The sequence below is a fragment of the Pannonibacter sp. XCT-53 genome (genome assembly GCF_009915765.1).
Lineage (GTDB): Bacteria > Pseudomonadota > Alphaproteobacteria > Rhizobiales > Stappiaceae > Pannonibacter > Pannonibacter tanglangensis.
Genome location: NZ_JAABLQ010000001.1, coordinates 2,299,750 through 2,316,513 on the forward strand (window position 1 = coordinate 2,299,750; position 16,764 = coordinate 2,316,513).

Sequence of the window (16,764 nt, forward strand, 5' to 3'; positions counted from 1 at the left end):
CCTATTGCACTGCAACAACCGGTTTGTGACGGTTTGCCCCTATGCGCATTTCACCGGAGGCGCGGCTGGCAGCATAAATCCATTCACCGTCATCGCGGGCGAAGCGCAGCGGAGACCCGGGACCGGAGCGCCACTGCACCCTGTACGGCGCTGATCAGGGATCACAGGAGCAAAGTGCAAAGTACAAGGCGCACTCCGCCTTTCAGCCCCCCTCCCCACGAGGGGGAGGGGAGCGGAGAGTCCTCAGTTTTCGTCCGGCCACATATGCGAACTGCCCAGGCTCAACGTCACCCCGCGAAGCTGCCGCCGTCTGCGGCCAGCCGCTCCAGCAGCGCCGCCGGCTTGAACTCCGCCCGGCCGCTCTGCTCGAAGCGGGCCTGCAGGCCATCGCGGATCCTGGCAAGGCCGATGTTTCCGGCCGCGTGCATCGGGCCACCGCGCCAGGCCGGGAAGCCGTAGCCGAAGATCCAGATCACGTCGATGTCGCCGGGCCGCTGGGCGATGCCCTCTTCCAGGATGCGCGCGCCCTCGTTGATCATCGGATAGAGCAGCCGCTCGACGATCTCCGCAGCCGGGATGCTGCGCCGGGTGATGCCCTCGCGCGCGGCAATCGCCTTGGCGAGGTCCTCGACCTCGCTGTCGGCCAGCGGCTTGCGCTCGCCCGGCTCGTAGCGGTAGAAGCCGCGCCCGGTTTTCTGGCCGAAGCGGCCCTGTTCGCACAGGTGATCGGCGATCTCTGCCGTCTGGCCGAGCGCCTTGCGGGCGCGCCAGGAAATGTCGAGGCCGGCGAGATCGAGCATCGCGAAGGGCCCCATCGGGAAGCCGAAGCCGTTCCAGGCCGCGTCCACCTCGGCCGGGCTCGCGCCCTCGACCAGCAGCGCCTCCAGATCGTTGCGCTGCGCCCGGAGGATGCGGTTGCCGACGAAGCCGTTGCAGACACCGACCACCACCGGGATCTTGCCGAGCTTGCGTCCGACCTCGACGGCGGCGAGCAGCACGTCCGGCGCCGTCTTTTCGGCCCGCACCACTTCCAGGAGCTTCATGATGTTGGCCGGCGAGAAGAAGTGCATGCCGACCACTGCCTCGGGACGGGAGGTGGCGGCGGCAATCTCGTTCACGTCGAGATAGGAGGTGTTGGTCGCCAGGATCGCGTCCGGCCCGGCCAGCCGGTCGAGATCGGCCATCAGCGTCTTCTTCACGCCCATGTCCTCGAACACCGCCTCGACGATGAGATCGGCACTCGCCACCGCGCCAAGATCGAGCCAGCCGGTGATGCGGGCGATCCGCTCGGCCTTCTCGGCCTCGCTCATCCGGCCGCGCGCGACGGTGGAAGCATAGTTCTTGTCGATGTTGCCCTGTCCGCGCGCCAGCGCCTCGGCGCTGGTCTCGATCAGCGTCACCGGATAGCCGGCATTGGCAAAGGCCATGGCAATGCCGCCGCCCATGGTGCCCGCGCCGATCACCGCAACCGAGCGCACCGGACGGGCCACCGCATCCGCCGGCAGGCCGTCGATCTTGGCCGCCGCCTTTTCGGCGAAGAAGGCATGACGCAGCGCCTTCGACTGGTCACCGGCCACCAGCGACAGGAATGCGGCGCGCTCCGCCTTCATGCCCGCCTCGAAGTCGAGATCCAGACTGTTGCGCACGGCGGCGACGCAGGCCGCCGGGGCTTCCGCCCCGCGCGCGCCCTTCAGCACCTCGGCTGCGGCTGCCTCGAACGCGTCGCGCCCGGCCCGCGCCGCCTCAAGCCGCGCTGCGTCGCTGGAGAGACCCACCGGCGCCACGCCGGAGGCAATCATCTGCCGCGCCAGGGCGCGGGCGGCGGCCACCACATCCTCGGCCACCTCGGTGACAATGCCGAGCTTCAGCGCCTCGGCGCCGCCCACCGGCTCGCCCGAGACAATGAGCTTCACCGCGGCCGCCGGACCGATCAGGCGCGGCAGGCGCTGGGTGCCGCCGGCACCGGGGATCAGGCCGAGCTTCACCTCCGGCAGGCCCATCTTCGCGGACGGCGCGGCGACGCGGGCATGGGCGCCCAGCGCCACTTCCAGCCCGCCGCCCAGCGCCGGTCCGTGGATCGCGGCAACGACCGGCTTCGGGAAGGCCTCGATGGCGGCGATGACGTCCGGCAGGAACGGCTCGCGCGGCGGCTTGCCGAATTCGGTGATGTCGGCCCCGGCGCAGAACCCGCGTCCGGCCCCCGTCATCACGATGGCCTCGATGGCCGGGTCGGCGGCAGCCTCCGCGAGCGCTGCGACAATACCGGCCCGCAGCGCCGTGCTCAGCGCGTTCACGGGTGGATTGTTCAGCGTCAGGAGAGCAATCCCGTTCTCCTGCGTCAGGGTCACGACATCGGGGCTTGCGCTGTGCGGCTCGGTCATCGTCGTCTTCACTCCCGCAGACGGAAGAATTTCGCAGTGCGAAATTCAATTTCAATTTATTGCGGCGCACGCTAGGCGAGGCAGGAGATGTCTGTCAATCTGTCCTGCAGCGGACAGCCGCGTCCTGCTGAAATTCATAAACCGACCGGTCAGGCAATTCCACAATGAACCCGTCTCCGCTCGTCGATCCCGCCCGCCTCGCGGACCATCTCGTCCGGGTGATTCCGGGCTTTGCCGGACCGGTGACGGTAACGGGCTTCACCACCGGCCAGTCCAATCCGACCTTCCGGCTCGACACGCCCGGCGGAAGCTTCGTGCTTCGCCGCAAGCCGCCCGGCGTGCTGCTGAAGTCCGCCCATGCCATCGAGCGCGAGTACCGGGTGCAGCGGGCGCTGGCCGGTTCCGCCGTGCCGGTGCCGGAGATGCTGCACCTGTGCGAGGATGACAGCCTGATCGGCTCGCCCTTCTATGTGATGCGGCTGGTGCCCGGCCGCAGCTTCACCGATCCGGCCCTGCCGGACCTTGCGCCGGGTGAGCGGGCGGCACTCTATGACGCGATGAATGCCGCGCTCGCAGCGCTGCATGCCATCGACCTCGAGGCGGCCGGCCTTGGCGACTACGGCGCGCCGGGTGACTACATCTCCCGCCAGACCGATCGCTGGACGCGCCAGTACCGGCAGAGCGAGACCGGGGAGGAACCGGACATGGAGCGGCTGATCGCCTGGCTCGCCGCCAACCGCCTGCCGCCGGACGACACCCGCACCCTCGTCCACGGCGACTGGCGCATCGACAACATGATCTTTGCCGCCGACGGCCCGGGCCTGGCGGCCGTGCTCGACTGGGAACTGTCGACCACCGGTCATCCCGTGGCCGACCTCGCCTATCAGGTGATGCAGTGGCGTCTTCCGCCCGGCGAGGACACGCGGGGGCTTGCCGGCCTCGACCGCGCCCGCCTCGGCCTGCCCTCCGATGCGGACTATGTGGCGGCCTACTGTGCCCGGCGCGGCCTGCCGGACCTGCCGGACTTTCCGGTTTTCCTTGCCTTTTCCTTCTTCCGCATGGCTGCGATCCTGCAAGGGGTGAAGCGGCGCTCCCTCGACGGCAACGGCGCCAATCCGGAGCGTGGGATGCGGATGGGGGCACTGGTGCCCCTGTATGCCCGGCTCGGGCTGGAGGCCGTCCATGCCGGCTGAGGATCGCAAGTTCGTCACGGCGCTGGCACGCGGCCTCGACGTGCTCGCCGTGTTCCGCGCCGCCGACCAGGGGCTCACCAACCAGGAGATCGCGGCCCGCACCGGACTGCCACGGCCCACGGTGACGCGGCTCACCTACACGCTGGTCGAGCTTGGCTATCTCGTCTTCTCGCCGCGCACCGGCCTTTACCAGCTTGGCGCCGGGGTGGTCCGCCTCGGCCAGCATGCGCTGGCGACGATGGACCTGCGCCAGCGCGCCGCCCCGCTGATGCAGGAGCTGGCCGACGGGCCGAACCGCCATGTCACCGTGGCCCTCGCCGAACGGGTGGGCACGCGCGCGGTCTATGTCGAGGTGCAGCGGCCGGAGGAGGCCGTGTCGCTGTCGATGGCCGTGGGGGACCGGCTGCCGCTCGCCGCCTCGGCCATCGGCCGCGCCCTGCTGGCCGCCCTGCCCGACCGTCAGCTGGCCCATGTGCTGAGCCAGATCCGGGACCAGGCCAGCCCCTTCTCTGGTCCCGGCTCCGGTTCTGGCTCCGGTTCTGGCTCCGGTTCTGGCTCCGGTTCTGGCGCCGGCGGCACGCCGGAGGCGGCCTTGCCGCGACCCGTCGAGGACACCAACCAGGACACCAACCCGGACACCAACCCTGACACCGGTGACCAGCTGCGGCGGACGGTGCAGGAGGCGCGCAGCCAGATCCGGTCACTCGGCTACTGCACGTCCTTCGGCGACTGGCGCCCCGAGATCAACGGCATCGCCGCCCCCCTGCCCTCCCCGGACGGGGCGCGGCTATTTGCGCTCAACGTCGGTGGCCCGGCCTTTCTCGTTCCGGCCGAGGACTTGACCCGCCACTATGGGCCGCGCCTCGCCGAGATCGCCCGGAGCCTGCGCGACTGAGACCGCCCGGCCCAGAGATGGTGCAGGCGGAAGCGGATCTGCTTTTCCACCTCGACCACGACAAACAGCGCCACTCCGAGCCCGACGACCTGCAGGCCGTCGGCCAGTGGCACCGCAGCCGTGCCGAACACCTGCTGCAGCGGCGGCAGATAGGTGAGCGCGGCCTGCGCCGCCGTGATGAGACCGATTGTCAGCCAGATCACCCGCGTGCCCCGGATCGCCGTCCAGGTCAGCGACGTGCCGTGCAGCTTGCGCACGTTGAAGAGATGGAACACCTCCATCGCCACCAGCGTGTTGACGGCCAGCGTCCTTGCCAGTTCGACCGGATAGCCCCTGGCCAGCGCCTGGGTGAACATCCACGACACGCCCGCCAGCATCAGGCTGCCGACAAGGACGATGTGCCAGATGAGGCGCGGCGTGATGATCGGTTCGCTGCGCGGGCGCGGCGGCCGCATCATCGTGCGCGGCTCGGATGGCTCGAAGGCGAGCGCAAGGCCGAGCGTCACCGCCGTGATCAGGTTGACCCACAGGACCTGAACCGGCGTCACCGGAAGGGTCAGCCCGGCCAGCAGCGCCGCCACGATGGTCAGCGCCTGCCCCGTGCTGGTCGGCAGGGTCCAGGCAATCACCTTGCGGATGTTGTCGTGAACCGTCCGGCCCTCGCGCACGGCGGCGACGATGGAGGCGAAGTTGTCGTCCGCGAGCACCAGCTGGGCGGCCTCGCGCGTGGCCTCGCTGCCCTTCTGGCCCATGGCAATGCCCGCATCGGCGCGTTTCAGCGCCGGCGCATCGTTGACGCCGTCGCCGGTCATGGCCACCGTCAGCCCATGGGCCTGCAGCGCCTTGACCAGCTGCAGCTTGTGCGCGGGGCTGGTGCGGGCAAAGACATCGGTCTCCAGCACCGCCGCCCGGATCTCCGGCTCGCTCATCCGGTCGAGATCGGCCCCGGTGAGCACCCGGTCCGGATGGGCAAGCCCCACCTGCCGGCCGATTGCGGCGGCGGTGACGGCGTGGTCGCCGGTGATCATCTTCACCGAGATGCCCGCGGCACGGCATTCTGCCACGGCTGCCACGGCTTCCGGGCGCGGCGGATCGATGAGACCGACAAGACCGATCAGCTCGAGCCCCTGCAACAGGTCGGGGCCCTCGAACCGCTCGGCGCAGGTGCCGCGCCCCGCCGCCGCCTGCACGGTGCCGGAGCGCGCGGCCAGCGCCAGCACGCGCTCGCCGCGTCCGGCGAAGAGATGCGCCACCTGCTGCCAGTAGGCGGTGTCCGTCGGCTGGCGCGTGCCGTCCGCCCTGCGCTCCACCTCGCACAGCGCCAGCACGGCCTCCGGCGCGCCCTTCAGGTGCAGCACGGCGTCGCCGGCCGGGGCCAGGTCGAGCGTGGCCATGTAACGGTGGCGGGCGTCGAAGGGGATCACCTGCATCCGCTGCCAGCCGGCCTGACCGGCCTCCGGGGCCAGCCCGATCTTGCCCGCAAAGGCCAGCAGCGCCCCTTCCATCGGGTCGCCCTCCACATGCCAGGCGCCGCTGCGGCTGCGGATGGCGGCGTCATTGCACAGGGCCGCGACCTCGGCCAGGTCCAGCAGCAGCCGATGGTCGCGCGCGTCCGCCTCCCGGTCGCCGAGATGCAGGGGACCGCTCGGGGCGTAGCCGTCGCCTCCCAGGCTGAAGACATCACGGCCGACCGCAACGCTTGCCACCATCATCTCGTTGCGGGTGAGCGTGCCTGTCTTGTCGGTGCAGATGACCGAGACGGCACCGATCGTCTCGATGGCCGGCAGGCGACGGACGATGGCGTTGCGCCGGGCCATCGCCTTGACGCCCACGGCCAGCGTGATGGTCAGCACCGCCGGCAGGCCTTCCGGAATCGCTGCCACGGAGAGGCCGACCACGGCCATGAACAGGTCGGTGAAGGGATAGGCAAGCACCAGCGCGCCGAACACCAGGATCAGCGCCGCGACGGTGAGGATGAAGGCGGTCAGCCAGCGCGCGAAGCGGTCCATCTGCACCACCAGCGGCGTGGTCAGCGTCTCCACCGAGGACAGCATCCGGCTGATGTGGCCGATCTCGGTCTGCCGCCCGGTCGCCACGACGACGCCGCCTGCCGTGCCCTGGGTCACCATCGTGCCGCTGTAGGCCATGCAACTGCGGTCGCCGAGCGGCACATCGGCGGCCACCGGGTCGACCGCCTTCTCGACGGGGACGGATTCGCCCGTCAGCAGCGCCTCCTCCACCTGCAGCCGGCTCGCCCACAGGAGGCGCAGGTCCGCCGGAACCTTGTCGCCGGCCTCCAGCAGGACGACATCCCCGGGCACCAGCGTCTCGCTCGCCACCGTCTGGCGCATGCCGTCGCGCAGCACGGCGGCCCGGGGCGCGAGCAGGTTGCGGATGGCGGCCATCGCCTGTTCCGCCTTGCCTTCCTGCAGGAAGCCGATCACCGCATTGCCCAGCACCACGGCGAGGATGACAGCCGAATCGACCGCATGGCCGAGGGCGGCCGTCACGGCGGCGGACCCGATCAGCACATGGATCAGGATGTTGTTGAACTGGGCCAGAAAGCGCCGCAGCGGCGAGCGGCGGACGGCCTGCGGCAGCCGGTTGGGTCCGTGCCGCGCCAGCCGTTCCTGCGCCTCGGCCCCGGTGAGCCCGGTCGGCGAGGAGGACAGGGCCGCCAGCACATCGTCCGGGCGGTCGGCATGGGGAGCATGGGTCATGAAGCCTCCGCGTCATGGCCTGCCCGACCACCGGGCCGCCTCCGCAAACCTAACAGGCGCTGGATGACACGCAAATGTTGCAGCGCACTGCACAAATACGTATGCGACGCCTTGGCTCTTTCCCTCCGGATCAAGGCAGGGTTGAAACGGGCTGGCCCGCCGCACCGTCGCGGCCTGCCGCCTGCCCGGAGTTGCCGATGACGCCGCCTGCCGAAGCCGCCCGCCACGGATCGCATGAAGATGCCTTTGCCCTTGTCATGGGCACGCTGTTCGTCGCCTTCGGCATGCTCATCTGCGCGAAGGCCCAGTTGCTGACCGGCGGTCTGGCCGGCGTTGCCCTGCTGCTGCAGTATGTGACCGGCACCGGCTTCTGGATCTTCTTTGCCCTCGTCAACCTGCCCTTCTTCATCTTCGCGCCGAAGGTGCTCGGCTGGCCCTTCACCCTGCGCAGCCTGCTCGCCGTGGCCATGGTGTCCCTTTTGGCCCGGGCGATCTCGTCCTGGATCGTGATCAGCGACATCCACCCGCTGTTTGCCGCCATCATGGGTGGGGGCCTCACCGGCACCGGGCTCCTGATGCTGTTCCGCCATGGCACGGCACTCGGCGGCTTCAACATCCTTGTGCTGTTCCTGCAGAACCGGTTCGGCCTGCGCGCGGGCTATGTGCAGATGGCGCTGGACCTTAGCGTCCTTCTGGCCTCTGCCCTGGTGCTGGCGCCGGCCAATCTCGCCTGGTCCGTGCTCACGGGCGTGCTCGTCAATCTGGTCCTCGCCTTCAACCACCGCCCGGGCCGCTATCAGGCGACCACGGGCCGGATCGGCGGGGCGACCGCGCGCCCGCGCTGACGGTTTCGCCAAGGCTGGCGCGATTTGCCAAGCCTGGCGCAAGAGTCCAAGACAAGCGGGTCTCCCGGGCGCAGCATGCGGAAGCCAGACCCCGCCACCGGCGGTGAAGAAACTGGGCTTTTGACATGCTTCCGACCGGAGAGGACCTGACCTTGAGACGCCTCATTGCAACAGCGGCCATAAGCACGCTTCTGGGCACAGCCGCCCTCGCCCATCCGCTGGATGGCCTTACCGCCGACGAATATCTCAGGATCAACGAGATCCTGCGCTCGGCCGGCACCATCGACGACAAGACCCTGTTCCCCCTGATCGAGCTGCTCGAACCGGCGAAGGCGGACGTGCTGGCCTGGACGCCGGGCACCGCCCTGCCCCGCCGCGCCTCGGTCCAGTTCACCTCGGCCAGCGGCTTCCAGGAAGCCGTGGTCAACATCACCGAGGGCAAGGTCGAGCGCACCAGCCCGCTCGGCGGCCAGCCCATGGTGCTGTTCGACGAGTTCATGGGCGCGCTTGCCGCCGCCACCAGCCACCCGGACATGGTAGCCGGTCTCGCGAAGCGCGACCTGAAGCCCGAGGAGGTGTTCTGCCTGCCGCTCACCGTCGGCAACTTCTTCGAGGCCGAATTTGGCGACACAAGGCTGATGAAGGTGCCCTGCTACAAGCTGCCGGAGGGCTCCAACTTCTATGCCAAGCCGATCGAGGGCCTCTATGCCATCGTCGACCTGCAGAAGAAGGAAGCGCTGAAGGTCATCGACACCGGTGTCGTTCCGGTCCCGCAGGATCCCTGGGGCTACACGGAAGAGGAAATCGCCGCCCGCGCGCCGCTGCGCCCGAAGACCAATCCGGCCGTGCTCACCCAGCCGGGCGGACCGAACTTCAAGCTCGACGGCAGCCATGTCGAATGGGACATCTGGCGCTTCAATTTCCGCATCGACAAGCGCCCCGGCCTCGTCGTCTCCAATCTTGATGTCAACGATGCCGGCACCTGGCGCTCGGTGATCTACCAGGCGCATCTGTCGGAAGTCTTCGTGCCCTACATGGACCCGAGCGAGGGCTGGTACTGGCGCACCTACATGGACTCCGGCGAGTACGGGTTCGGCCTGTTCCTCAGCCCGCTGACGCCGGGCGTCGACTGCCCGGCCCACGCCACCATGCTGCCGGCCACGATCTCGGACGATTTCGGCAAGCCGCTGACCATTCCCAACGCCATCTGCATCTTCGAGCGTGACACCGGCGATCCGGCCTGGCGCCATTTCGAGGTCTTCGCCCAGACACCCGAGACGCCGGTTCCCGCCGAAGGCCGGCCGGCGACGGAGCTGGTCGTCCGCACCGCCTCCGAAGTCGGCAACTACGATTATCTGATCGACTACCGGCTGCAGCAGAACGGCCAGATCTTCATCATGGTCGGGGCCACGGGGCTCGATGCGGTCAAGGGTGTTGCCTCGCGCAGCATGCAGGACCCGACGGCGGCCGAGGACACCCGCTGGGGCACGCTGATCGCCCCCAACCTCGTCGCGGCCAACCACGACCACTATTTCAACTTCCGCATCGACTTCGACATCGACCAGCCGGTGAACCACTTCGCCACCATGGACATCGTCCCGGCGGAGCTTGATCCGGCCGCCCCGCGCAAGTCCATGTGGACCGTGCGCCACACCATGCCCGACAGCGAGATGGATGCCCGCTACAAGCTGAGCGCCATGCAGCCGCGCTACTTCCATCTCTCCAATCCGATGCGGCAAGGCTACCTCGGCCACACGCCCGGCTGGATGATCCACCACGGCAACGTCGCCTACGGCCCGTTCGACTACCAGAACGATGCCCCGTTCAAGCGCAACGCCTACATCGAGTATTCCGTCTGGAACACCGTCTACGATCCGCTGCAGCGCTATGCCGGCGGCCAGTTCGCCATGCAGAGCGACGGATCGGACACGCTGGCCGAATGGGTGAAGAAGGACCGCCCGCTGATGCACCAGGACATCGTCACCTGGTTCACCGCCGGCTTCCATCACATCCCGGCCATGGAGAACTGGCCGGTCATGTCGACCGAGTGGAAGACCGTGCACATCATGCCGCACAACTTCTTTGCCACCAACCCGGCGATGACCCTGCGCAAGTACGACAAGTGATGACGTAACGCTCCGGCCGGCCCCTCGCCTGCACAGGCAAGGGACTGGCCCGGAGCGTGCCTCCCTCGGCCATTGATCGGCGGCGCCTTGCGGGCCTATAGTCTGACCGTACGGTCGGAAATGGCCCGGAAAAGAGGCTGCCGGCTGACCAGAGAGGGAGGAACGCATGGGCCGGAGCCAGTCCCCGTCCAGCCAGGCCGCTGGCATGCCGCGCAGCCGTCCTGTCGAGGTCTCGCCGCCTCCCGGTTCGCGCCCCTTGCGCGCGTCTGCCCGCTTTGCCCCGATCCCGGTCGACGCCTATGCCGCCCGCCTGCAGGCCGTCTGCGGTGCCTTTTCCGTCGAGCCGGCCGCGCGCCGCGAGGCCACCGTCGAGGGCGACATCACGCTCCTCTCCGCCGGCGGCATCGACACCGCCATCGTCTCGCTCGACGCCCAGTCGGTTGCCCGCACCGCCCGGATGATCCGTCAGGACCCGGCCGAGCACCTGTTCCTGCTGCTGCAGGACAGCGGCACGTCCGGCATCCGCCAGGGCGACCAGGAAGTCCGTCTGCGCGCCGGGGATCTCTATCTGGCAGACTCTGCCTGTCCGTCCGAATTCATCTACAACGGCCGCCGCTCCCGGCAGATTTCCTTGCACCTGCCGCGCGACCTCGCCCGCCGGCGGCTCGGCGAAACCTGTCTTGGCGGCGTCGGTCTCGACCGCACCGACCCGCTCTGCGTCGCCGTGCGCGCGGTCGTGACCAAGCTCCTCTCGCTCGAGATGCCGGCCCAGTCCTCGCTCGGCGAGACCGTTCTCGACCTACTGGCCGCCTATTTCCATCATTGGGAGCGGCAGTCGGCAGCGCAGGATCGCCAGCGCGAGAGCCTCTATGCCGAAGCCTGCCGCCTGATTTCCCGCCATGCCTGCGAACCCGGTCTCGACATCGACAGTCTCGCCAGCCGCCTTGGCCTGTCGCGCCGCTCGTTGCAGCGGCATTTCGAGGCCATGGGCGAGACGGTCAGCGCCGTCATCCTGCGCACCCGTCTCGACCTTGCCCACAGGCGGCTGCTGGCGCGCCAGGACGGCGAGGACATGAGCTCCATCGCCGCCATCGCCTATGACACCGGCTTCAACGACCTGTCCCACTTCTACCGCACCTTCCGCACCCGCTTCGGCACCGCCCCCGGCGCGCTACGGGGCTAGTCGGGACAAGAGCAGACATCGGGAACACGCAGGCCTGCGCTCTCATCTATGGCACGGTGCGGATGGGGATTGATGGGCATCACCCGGAATGGCGCATCGCCCGCCCGCCCGAAGAGGCGATGCGGCGAACGCTCGCCCTGTTCATCTCGCTGCTGCGCGCGCCTTGACCAGGGCGCCGTTGCAGCGCCTCATGCGAGGAGGTCGGCGTGCGGCACGTGGTCTGGAAGGGAACCCCTCGCCTGCTGCTGAAAAGCCCCGCACCAAGCGGAAAAGGCTCAACAATACAGGGGATTGGGTTGGAAGTGGTGCCCAGAGCCGGAATCGAACCAGCGACACGCGGATTTTCAATCCGCTGCTCTACCAACTGAGCTATCTGGGCACTTCTTCGAGGCGCTGTCCGGAGGTCGCAACCGCCGGAAGCCCGGGTCTTATAGGAGACAAATCCGGCCTTGTCCAGCACCCCGGCAAAACTTTTCGGCCTGGGGAAAACTCTTTTCGCAGGCCCGCCGCAAATGCGGTTTGTTTCGCGTCCTCAAAAGCTTAGCGGCGGAGCGCTGCTGCCTCCGCCGCCAGGACCTGGCCTCGCGTCAGGCCCGCGTCAAGCCCGTTCAGGGACCTGTGCCGGGCCCGTGCCAGGACCAATGCAGGGCCTGTGTTGTGCCGGGCGTCAGGGCTTCTCGCCGACCACGATCCCGGTCGCCGACCAGGCCCCGTCGAAGGCGGAGAAACTGCCCACGACCCCATCCACCGGGCTCGTCGGCCCCTCGACCAGCGAGGCGTTGAAGCTGCCGGTCATCGACGCCCCGTCGGTGATCGACCCGGAGTAGCGGTTCTTGTCATCGAGCGGGCTGCCGGCGGTCAGGGCCGACGTGAAGTCGCGTCCGTCGAAATCGGAGATCGACGCCGACCCCGTGCGGGCCGCGAAGTCCACCGACATGCTGAAGCCGCCGCCTGCCAGATACTGCGCGCCGCCGTTGACGACGGAGCCGACGGCGTGGCCCGTGTAGGTGGCCGTGCCGGTGGTCGGCATGTCGCCCGGCCCGAGGATGCGCCCGGCCGCCCAGGTGCCCAGATGCACCTGGTTCAGCTGGTCGGGGGCGGAGGGCACGGCATTGTCCGTGGCGATGCTCGTGCCCCAGTAGCCCCATTCCAGGAAGGCGCAGGTGCATTTCTGGCCCGGGGCGAACAGGCCGGCATCGCCGTTGGCCACCAGGGTGGAGGGCAGGAAGTAGCTCCTGGCCGAGGCATCGAGCGAGGCATTGCCGGCATTGTCGACAATCGTCGGCGAACTGCTGCCGGAGTTGCTCTCGGCCGCCGCATAGCGGTCGTCGTCGATGAACACCGACCGGCGCGGATCCTCGACGGCGGTGGATTCGTCGCCGAAGCTGATGTCCAGCGTCATGCCCTGATCGGTGCTGCTGACGGGATCATCCTGATATCCGGTTTCGGTCAGCCGCATGGTGGCAGACACCGACTTGCGCGTCGCATCGAAGTCCACCGACATGTCGAGCGGATGCACCGAGGTCAGCACCTTGGCCAGGAGACCGCCCGAGCCGTCGGGCTGCTGCAGCACGCCGGCCGAGAAGCCGGCGATGCCGCGGTCGGAGCGGACCAGCGTCGCGGCATCGGTCGAGGCCTGCAGGTTGGCGACATGCATCGAGCCGGAGACCTGACGCGACGGCGTGATGGCGGAGGGCACCACGGCGAAGCTGTCGCGGAAGGGATCATTGCCGAGATCGGCGCCCAGAACGAAGTTCTGCGCATTGTTGCCGAAGGCATGGGCCCCGCTCAGGCCGGCGACCGACCGGATGCGACCGGAGAAATTGGCGGAGGCCTCGACACTGCTCGCCTGATAGCCGCCGCGCCGCTGTCCCTGCATCTTCAGCGACACCGTGTCGTCGAAGACCTCGCCGGCAAACAGGCTGACGAAGGACTTCTGCTGGCTGCCCTTGCCGTCCACGTGGAAGGACGAGGCGAGCGCCAGCGGACGGGTCGTGACGGTGGCGCCGGTGCCCTCCAGAACCGACAGGCCCGAGGAGCGGACGCCGGCCATGAAGTCGCGGCCCAGCGACTCGGTGGCAACCGGGTTCACGAACAGCGCCTTCGAGGTGACGATGTCCGGGCTCACGCCTGCCGGGTCCTCGCCGAAGCGGATGGCCTGCTGCAGGTCGCCTTCGAGCGTGTAGCTGCGCAGCTTCGGCCCGCCGCTCGCCACCACCATCGGGGCGAAGCTGGTCGGCGTGCCGCCGATCAGGAACAGCATGTCGGCCAGCGCGCCCTCGAAGGTCGGATCGGGGACAAGCGTGTAGGCACCCTGATAGGCGAGCGCGAAGAAGCCATGGCTGCCGCGATAGTAGGCTCCGCGACCGATGTCGATGATCGCACCCTGGGTGGCGGTGTTGATCGTCGGCAGCGCCGGCACGCGGTCGATGGCGAGGGCGCCGAAATGCTTGCCCGAGGCGGTGACGGCAGAGGTGAAGTAATGCAGGCCGCTCGAGGTCGGCACCGGCACGGACACGGTGACCCCGTTCGCCGCGCCGCGCAGGATCGACCCGTCGGTCGTGCCCCCGGCTGCCATGGCGGCATTGCCGTTGGCTTGCAGCGTCAGCGTGGCGGTTCCGGTCGAGCTGCCGTTGTGGCCGAGAATCCCCTGCGCTCCCGGATTGGAGACGATTTCGCCCCCCCCTGGCGCCTCGTAGCCGCTCGGGCTGGCGAAGATCAGCCGGGCCTGAACCTCCTGCGTGCTCGGGCCGGGAGTGGGATTCGGGTTCGGATTGGGGTTCGGGTTCGGGTTCGGGTTCGGATTGGGGCTCGGTCCCGGATCCGGCGTGGGCGTGGGCGTGGGATCCGGCGTCGGGGTCGGCGTCGGTTCCGGATCGGGCTTGGTCGGCTGGTTGGGATCCGGCACGGGATCCGGCGTCGGCGACGGGTCCGGGGTTGGCGTGGGAGTCGGCGTCGGGCTCGGGTCCGGGCTCGGGTTGGGGCTCGGGGTCGGCTCCGGATCAGGCTTCGGCGTCGGGGTGACGGCGGTGCCCTTGTCCAGCTGGGCGACCTGGATCAGGTTGCCTTCGACCTGGTCGAGTTCGGTGGCCCGGACCACAGGGGGCTTGGGCACCGGCAGGGTGCGGATGGTGCCGAGGCCGGAGTTGACACCCTGGATGCCGGAACTGGCCACCTGCGTGTCGGTGGGCGGGTTGGCGATGCCGCCCGTCTGGCCCGGCCGGCCGCCGAGCGCATTCTGGATGCTGCCGAGATCGGTGCGGCTCGTGCGGCGGATCTGCGGCCCCTGTCCGGAGCTCTGCTCGCCCACCGCAATGGTGTAGCCGGCCTCATAGACCCGTTCGCTGCGGCCGTCCGGACCGGTGAAGGTCAGTTCCTTGCCATAGATCAGCGAGAAGGTGGCGCCGTCGTCGTCCACGTCCATGTTGGCGATGCCGCCGCGGATGCCGATCGTGCCGACGGGCGTGTTGACGCTGACGCCCTCCTGCGTCTTCGAGAGCTTGCCGCCGACGAACCGGGCCACGCCCTTGCCGAAGGAGGCCACCAGCTTGCCGGTGCCGGCGGCCGGGTCATAGACGAACTCGTCGATCACGAGATCGGAATTGGCCCCCACGGTGAAGGTCGATCCATCCACCAGCAGCACCTGCACCAGGCCCGACCCGCCGGTCTCGATGCGCTCCCGGAAGATGATGCTGTTGCCGAGAATGATGGTGCGCGTCGGCTGGCCGGACGGTGTGCCCTGGGCCTGCTTGTTGACGGCTGCCGCCACGCCGACGTCCTGATTGGCCAGGACCGGGGTCGCCGCGCCACCCAGCACGGTGAGGGACAGGAGAGTTGCGACAAGGCGCGTGGTCATCGCCGGGGCTCCTAGAACCGCTGCATCAGCGTCACCATGCCGAGGGCATTGGTGTAGTCGTTGAGATCATAGGTCGATTGCTGCCGCCGCAGCTCGCCGGTCAGCGCCACGGCGGTGCCGCGCCCGCCCACGGGCATCGTCAGCACCGAGCGCAGCCAGGCCTCGTTGTCGCGCTGGCTGCGGCTGCGGTTGACGAGCGGATCCGGCCTGGAGAAGCCGCGCCGCGTGTAGCCGGCCTCCAGATCGATGGACCAGGGCCCGGCCTCGCCGCCGAAGGGCGAGGCGAAGCGATAGGTGAGGCCGGCCGAGACGCCCCCCTCCAGGCTGGTCTTCCAGCCCACGCGGGCATCCTCGTAGTCGGCCATCACCGACAGGCGGCCGGTGAAGGCGGCCGTGAAGCGGTGATGGTAGGTCGCCACCGCCCGGACCGCATAGCCGGCCCGGTCGGAGGCGGTGGGATAGCGCGCCGTGTCGTTGAACCAGCGCCGCCGCACCTCCAGCCGGGCGTTGATCTCGTCCTTCTCCCGCACCCGCATGCCGAGGCGCAGGCCGGCGCCCACGCCGGCGCTGTAATTGGCCCCGTCCAGGCGGATGCCGTTGACGATGCCGTAGAGGCCGAGCCGGGCGTCGTCGATGCCGAAGCGCGCCAGATTGAGGGTCGGGCCGGCGGTCAGCTCCGCCATTTCCGTGTTCAGCCGGTCAAGGCGGCCGTAGCGCGCGCCGTAGAACACCAGATCCGCCTCGAGGCTGTCCCCCTGAAGCCCGAGGTCGTAGGAAAAGTTCACGTTGCCGGACAGGAAGCCGTTCACGTCGGACTTGCCGGTGGCGGTGTCGTCCAGCAGGAAGGTCGTGCCATTCAGCTGGATGCGTCGGCCTTCCGGCGAGGCATTGGCGTTGGACTGGACCCGGACCCCCGTCGTCAGCATGCCGCTGACCTTGGCGGGGGCCTCCTTGCGGGCGATTGCGGCAAGATAGGTCTCGACCCGTTCCGCCACCTGGGGCGGCACATTCGGGGCGGCGAGCGCGCTCTCGAAATAGGTTGCCGCCACATCCTCCGCGCCGAGGCGGAGATACAGCACGCCCAGTTCCAGCTGCACCCGCGGCAGCCCGGGCGCAAACACCAGCATCCGCTCCAGCGTGCTGATCGCGGCCTCGTAGTCACCGACCTGGGCCGACACCATGGCGTATTCAAAGGCGGCGTCGAGGTTGGCAGGATCAGCCAGCGAGGCCTGCAGCAGGGCCGCCTGTCGCGCCTTCATCTCGGCCGAGCCGAGCACGGCGCCCTGCGCCAGGGCACCGGGTCCCGTCGGGGTGGCAAGCCCTGCCGCCGCCAGCAACAGGCCGAGCGCCGCCAGGGCGGCGCGCCGGCGCCCCCGGCCGCGCGCCTGCACGCCTGCGTGGCCGCGCGCGCGCCTCACCTGTGCCCCCTCAAGACGCGACACAGGACGGGCCTCGGGATGCCCGGCCGGACGAGCGCCCTCACCCGTGTCCTGGCCGCGCTCCGGGCGCGCTTCGCTCACGGCGTACTCGATCACCCCCAAGACGAAACTCCGACACCTGGAATG

General features: G+C 69.1%; 9 protein-coding genes and 1 tRNA gene. 5 read left to right on the forward strand and 5 right to left on the reverse strand.

Annotated elements, in window-relative coordinates; all coding sequences use genetic code 11:
* Positions 1-287: 287 nt before the first annotated feature.
* The gene (locus GWI72_RS10185; protein ID WP_161708559.1) at positions 288-2,381 is read right to left on the reverse strand and encodes a 3-hydroxyacyl-CoA dehydrogenase NAD-binding domain-containing protein; all 2,094 of its coding nucleotides are present in this window, start codon (positions 2,379-2,381) and stop codon (positions 288-290) included.
* 164 nt (positions 2,382-2,545) lie between these two features.
* Here GWI72_RS10185 and GWI72_RS10190 point away from each other — a divergent pair, with 164 nt between their 5' ends.
* A complete protein-coding gene (locus GWI72_RS10190) occupies positions 2,546-3,574 on the forward strand; it encodes a phosphotransferase family protein (protein ID WP_161708560.1) in 1,029 nt (342 codons plus the stop codon).
* The gene (locus tag GWI72_RS10195) at positions 3,564-4,469 is read left to right on the forward strand and encodes an IclR family transcriptional regulator (protein ID WP_161708561.1); all 906 of its coding nucleotides are present in this window, start codon (positions 3,564-3,566) and stop codon (positions 4,467-4,469) included. The genes GWI72_RS10190 and GWI72_RS10195 overlap by 11 nt, the downstream gene beginning before the upstream one ends.
* Here GWI72_RS10195 and GWI72_RS10200 read toward each other — a convergent pair.
* Positions 4,424-7,189: a cation-transporting P-type ATPase gene (locus tag GWI72_RS10200; RefSeq protein WP_161708562.1), complete on the reverse strand. Its 2,766-nt coding sequence runs from the start codon at positions 7,187-7,189 to the stop codon at positions 4,424-4,426. The genes GWI72_RS10195 and GWI72_RS10200 overlap by 46 nt on opposite strands.
* Before the next feature lie 197 nt (positions 7,190-7,386).
* On the opposite strand from GWI72_RS10200, the gene GWI72_RS10205 reads away from it, so the two are divergent.
* The 3 genes from GWI72_RS10205 to GWI72_RS10215 all read left to right on the forward strand — a co-directional run bounded on the left by GWI72_RS10205 (position 7,387) and on the right by GWI72_RS10215 (position 11,343).
* On the forward strand, positions 7,387-8,034 hold the full coding sequence (locus tag GWI72_RS10205) for a YitT family protein (RefSeq protein WP_161708563.1): 648 nt from the start codon (positions 7,387-7,389) through the stop codon (positions 8,032-8,034).
* A gap of 125 nt (positions 8,035-8,159) precedes the next feature.
* A complete protein-coding gene (locus GWI72_RS10210; protein WP_179956057.1) occupies positions 8,160-10,160 on the forward strand; it encodes a copper amine oxidase in 2,001 nt (666 codons plus the stop codon).
* 166 nt (positions 10,161-10,326) lie between these two features.
* Positions 10,327-11,343 carry a helix-turn-helix domain-containing protein gene (locus GWI72_RS10215; protein WP_161708564.1) on the forward strand — a complete coding sequence of 339 codons (1,017 nt, stop codon included), beginning with the start codon at positions 10,327-10,329 and terminating at the stop codon, positions 11,341-11,343.
* 303 nt (positions 11,344-11,646) lie between these two features.
* Here GWI72_RS10215 and GWI72_RS10220 read toward each other — a convergent pair.
* The 3 genes from GWI72_RS10220 to GWI72_RS10230 form a co-directional block, all read right to left on the reverse strand.
* A tRNA-Phe gene (locus tag GWI72_RS10220) sits at positions 11,647-11,722 on the reverse strand.
* A gap of 288 nt (positions 11,723-12,010) precedes the next feature.
* Positions 12,011-15,199 (reverse strand): FecR domain-containing protein, encoded by a 3,189-nt coding sequence (locus GWI72_RS10225; RefSeq protein ID WP_161708565.1) that lies wholly within the window; start codon positions 15,197-15,199, stop codon positions 12,011-12,013.
* 11 nt (positions 15,200-15,210) lie between these two features.
* Positions 15,211-16,740, reverse strand: a complete 1,530-nt coding sequence (locus tag GWI72_RS10230; protein WP_161708566.1) for a tetratricopeptide repeat protein — start codon at positions 16,738-16,740, stop codon at positions 15,211-15,213.
* Between the last annotated feature and the right edge of the window lie 24 nt (positions 16,741-16,764).

Coding starts and splice junctions, on each gene's coding strand:
- GWI72_RS10185 (WP_161708559.1), bottom strand. CDS start 2,381: ATGACCGAGCCGCACAGCGCAAGCCCCGATGTCGTGACCCTGACGCAG.
- GWI72_RS10190 (WP_161708560.1), top strand. CDS start 2,546: ATGAACCCGTCTCCGCTCGTCGATCCCGCCCGCCTCGCGGACCATCTC.
- GWI72_RS10195 (WP_161708561.1), top strand. CDS start 3,564: ATGCCGGCTGAGGATCGCAAGTTCGTCACGGCGCTGGCACGCGGCCTC.
- GWI72_RS10200 (WP_161708562.1), bottom strand. CDS start 7,189: ATGACCCATGCTCCCCATGCCGACCGCCCGGACGATGTGCTGGCGGCC.
- GWI72_RS10205 (WP_161708563.1), top strand. CDS start 7,387: ATGACGCCGCCTGCCGAAGCCGCCCGCCACGGATCGCATGAAGATGCC.
- GWI72_RS10210 (WP_179956057.1), top strand. CDS start 8,160: ATGCTTCCGACCGGAGAGGACCTGACCTTGAGACGCCTCATTGCAACA.
- GWI72_RS10215 (WP_161708564.1), top strand. CDS start 10,327: ATGGGCCGGAGCCAGTCCCCGTCCAGCCAGGCCGCTGGCATGCCGCGC.
- GWI72_RS10225 (WP_161708565.1), bottom strand. CDS start 15,199: ATGACCACGCGCCTTGTCGCAACTCTCCTGTCCCTCACCGTGCTGGGT.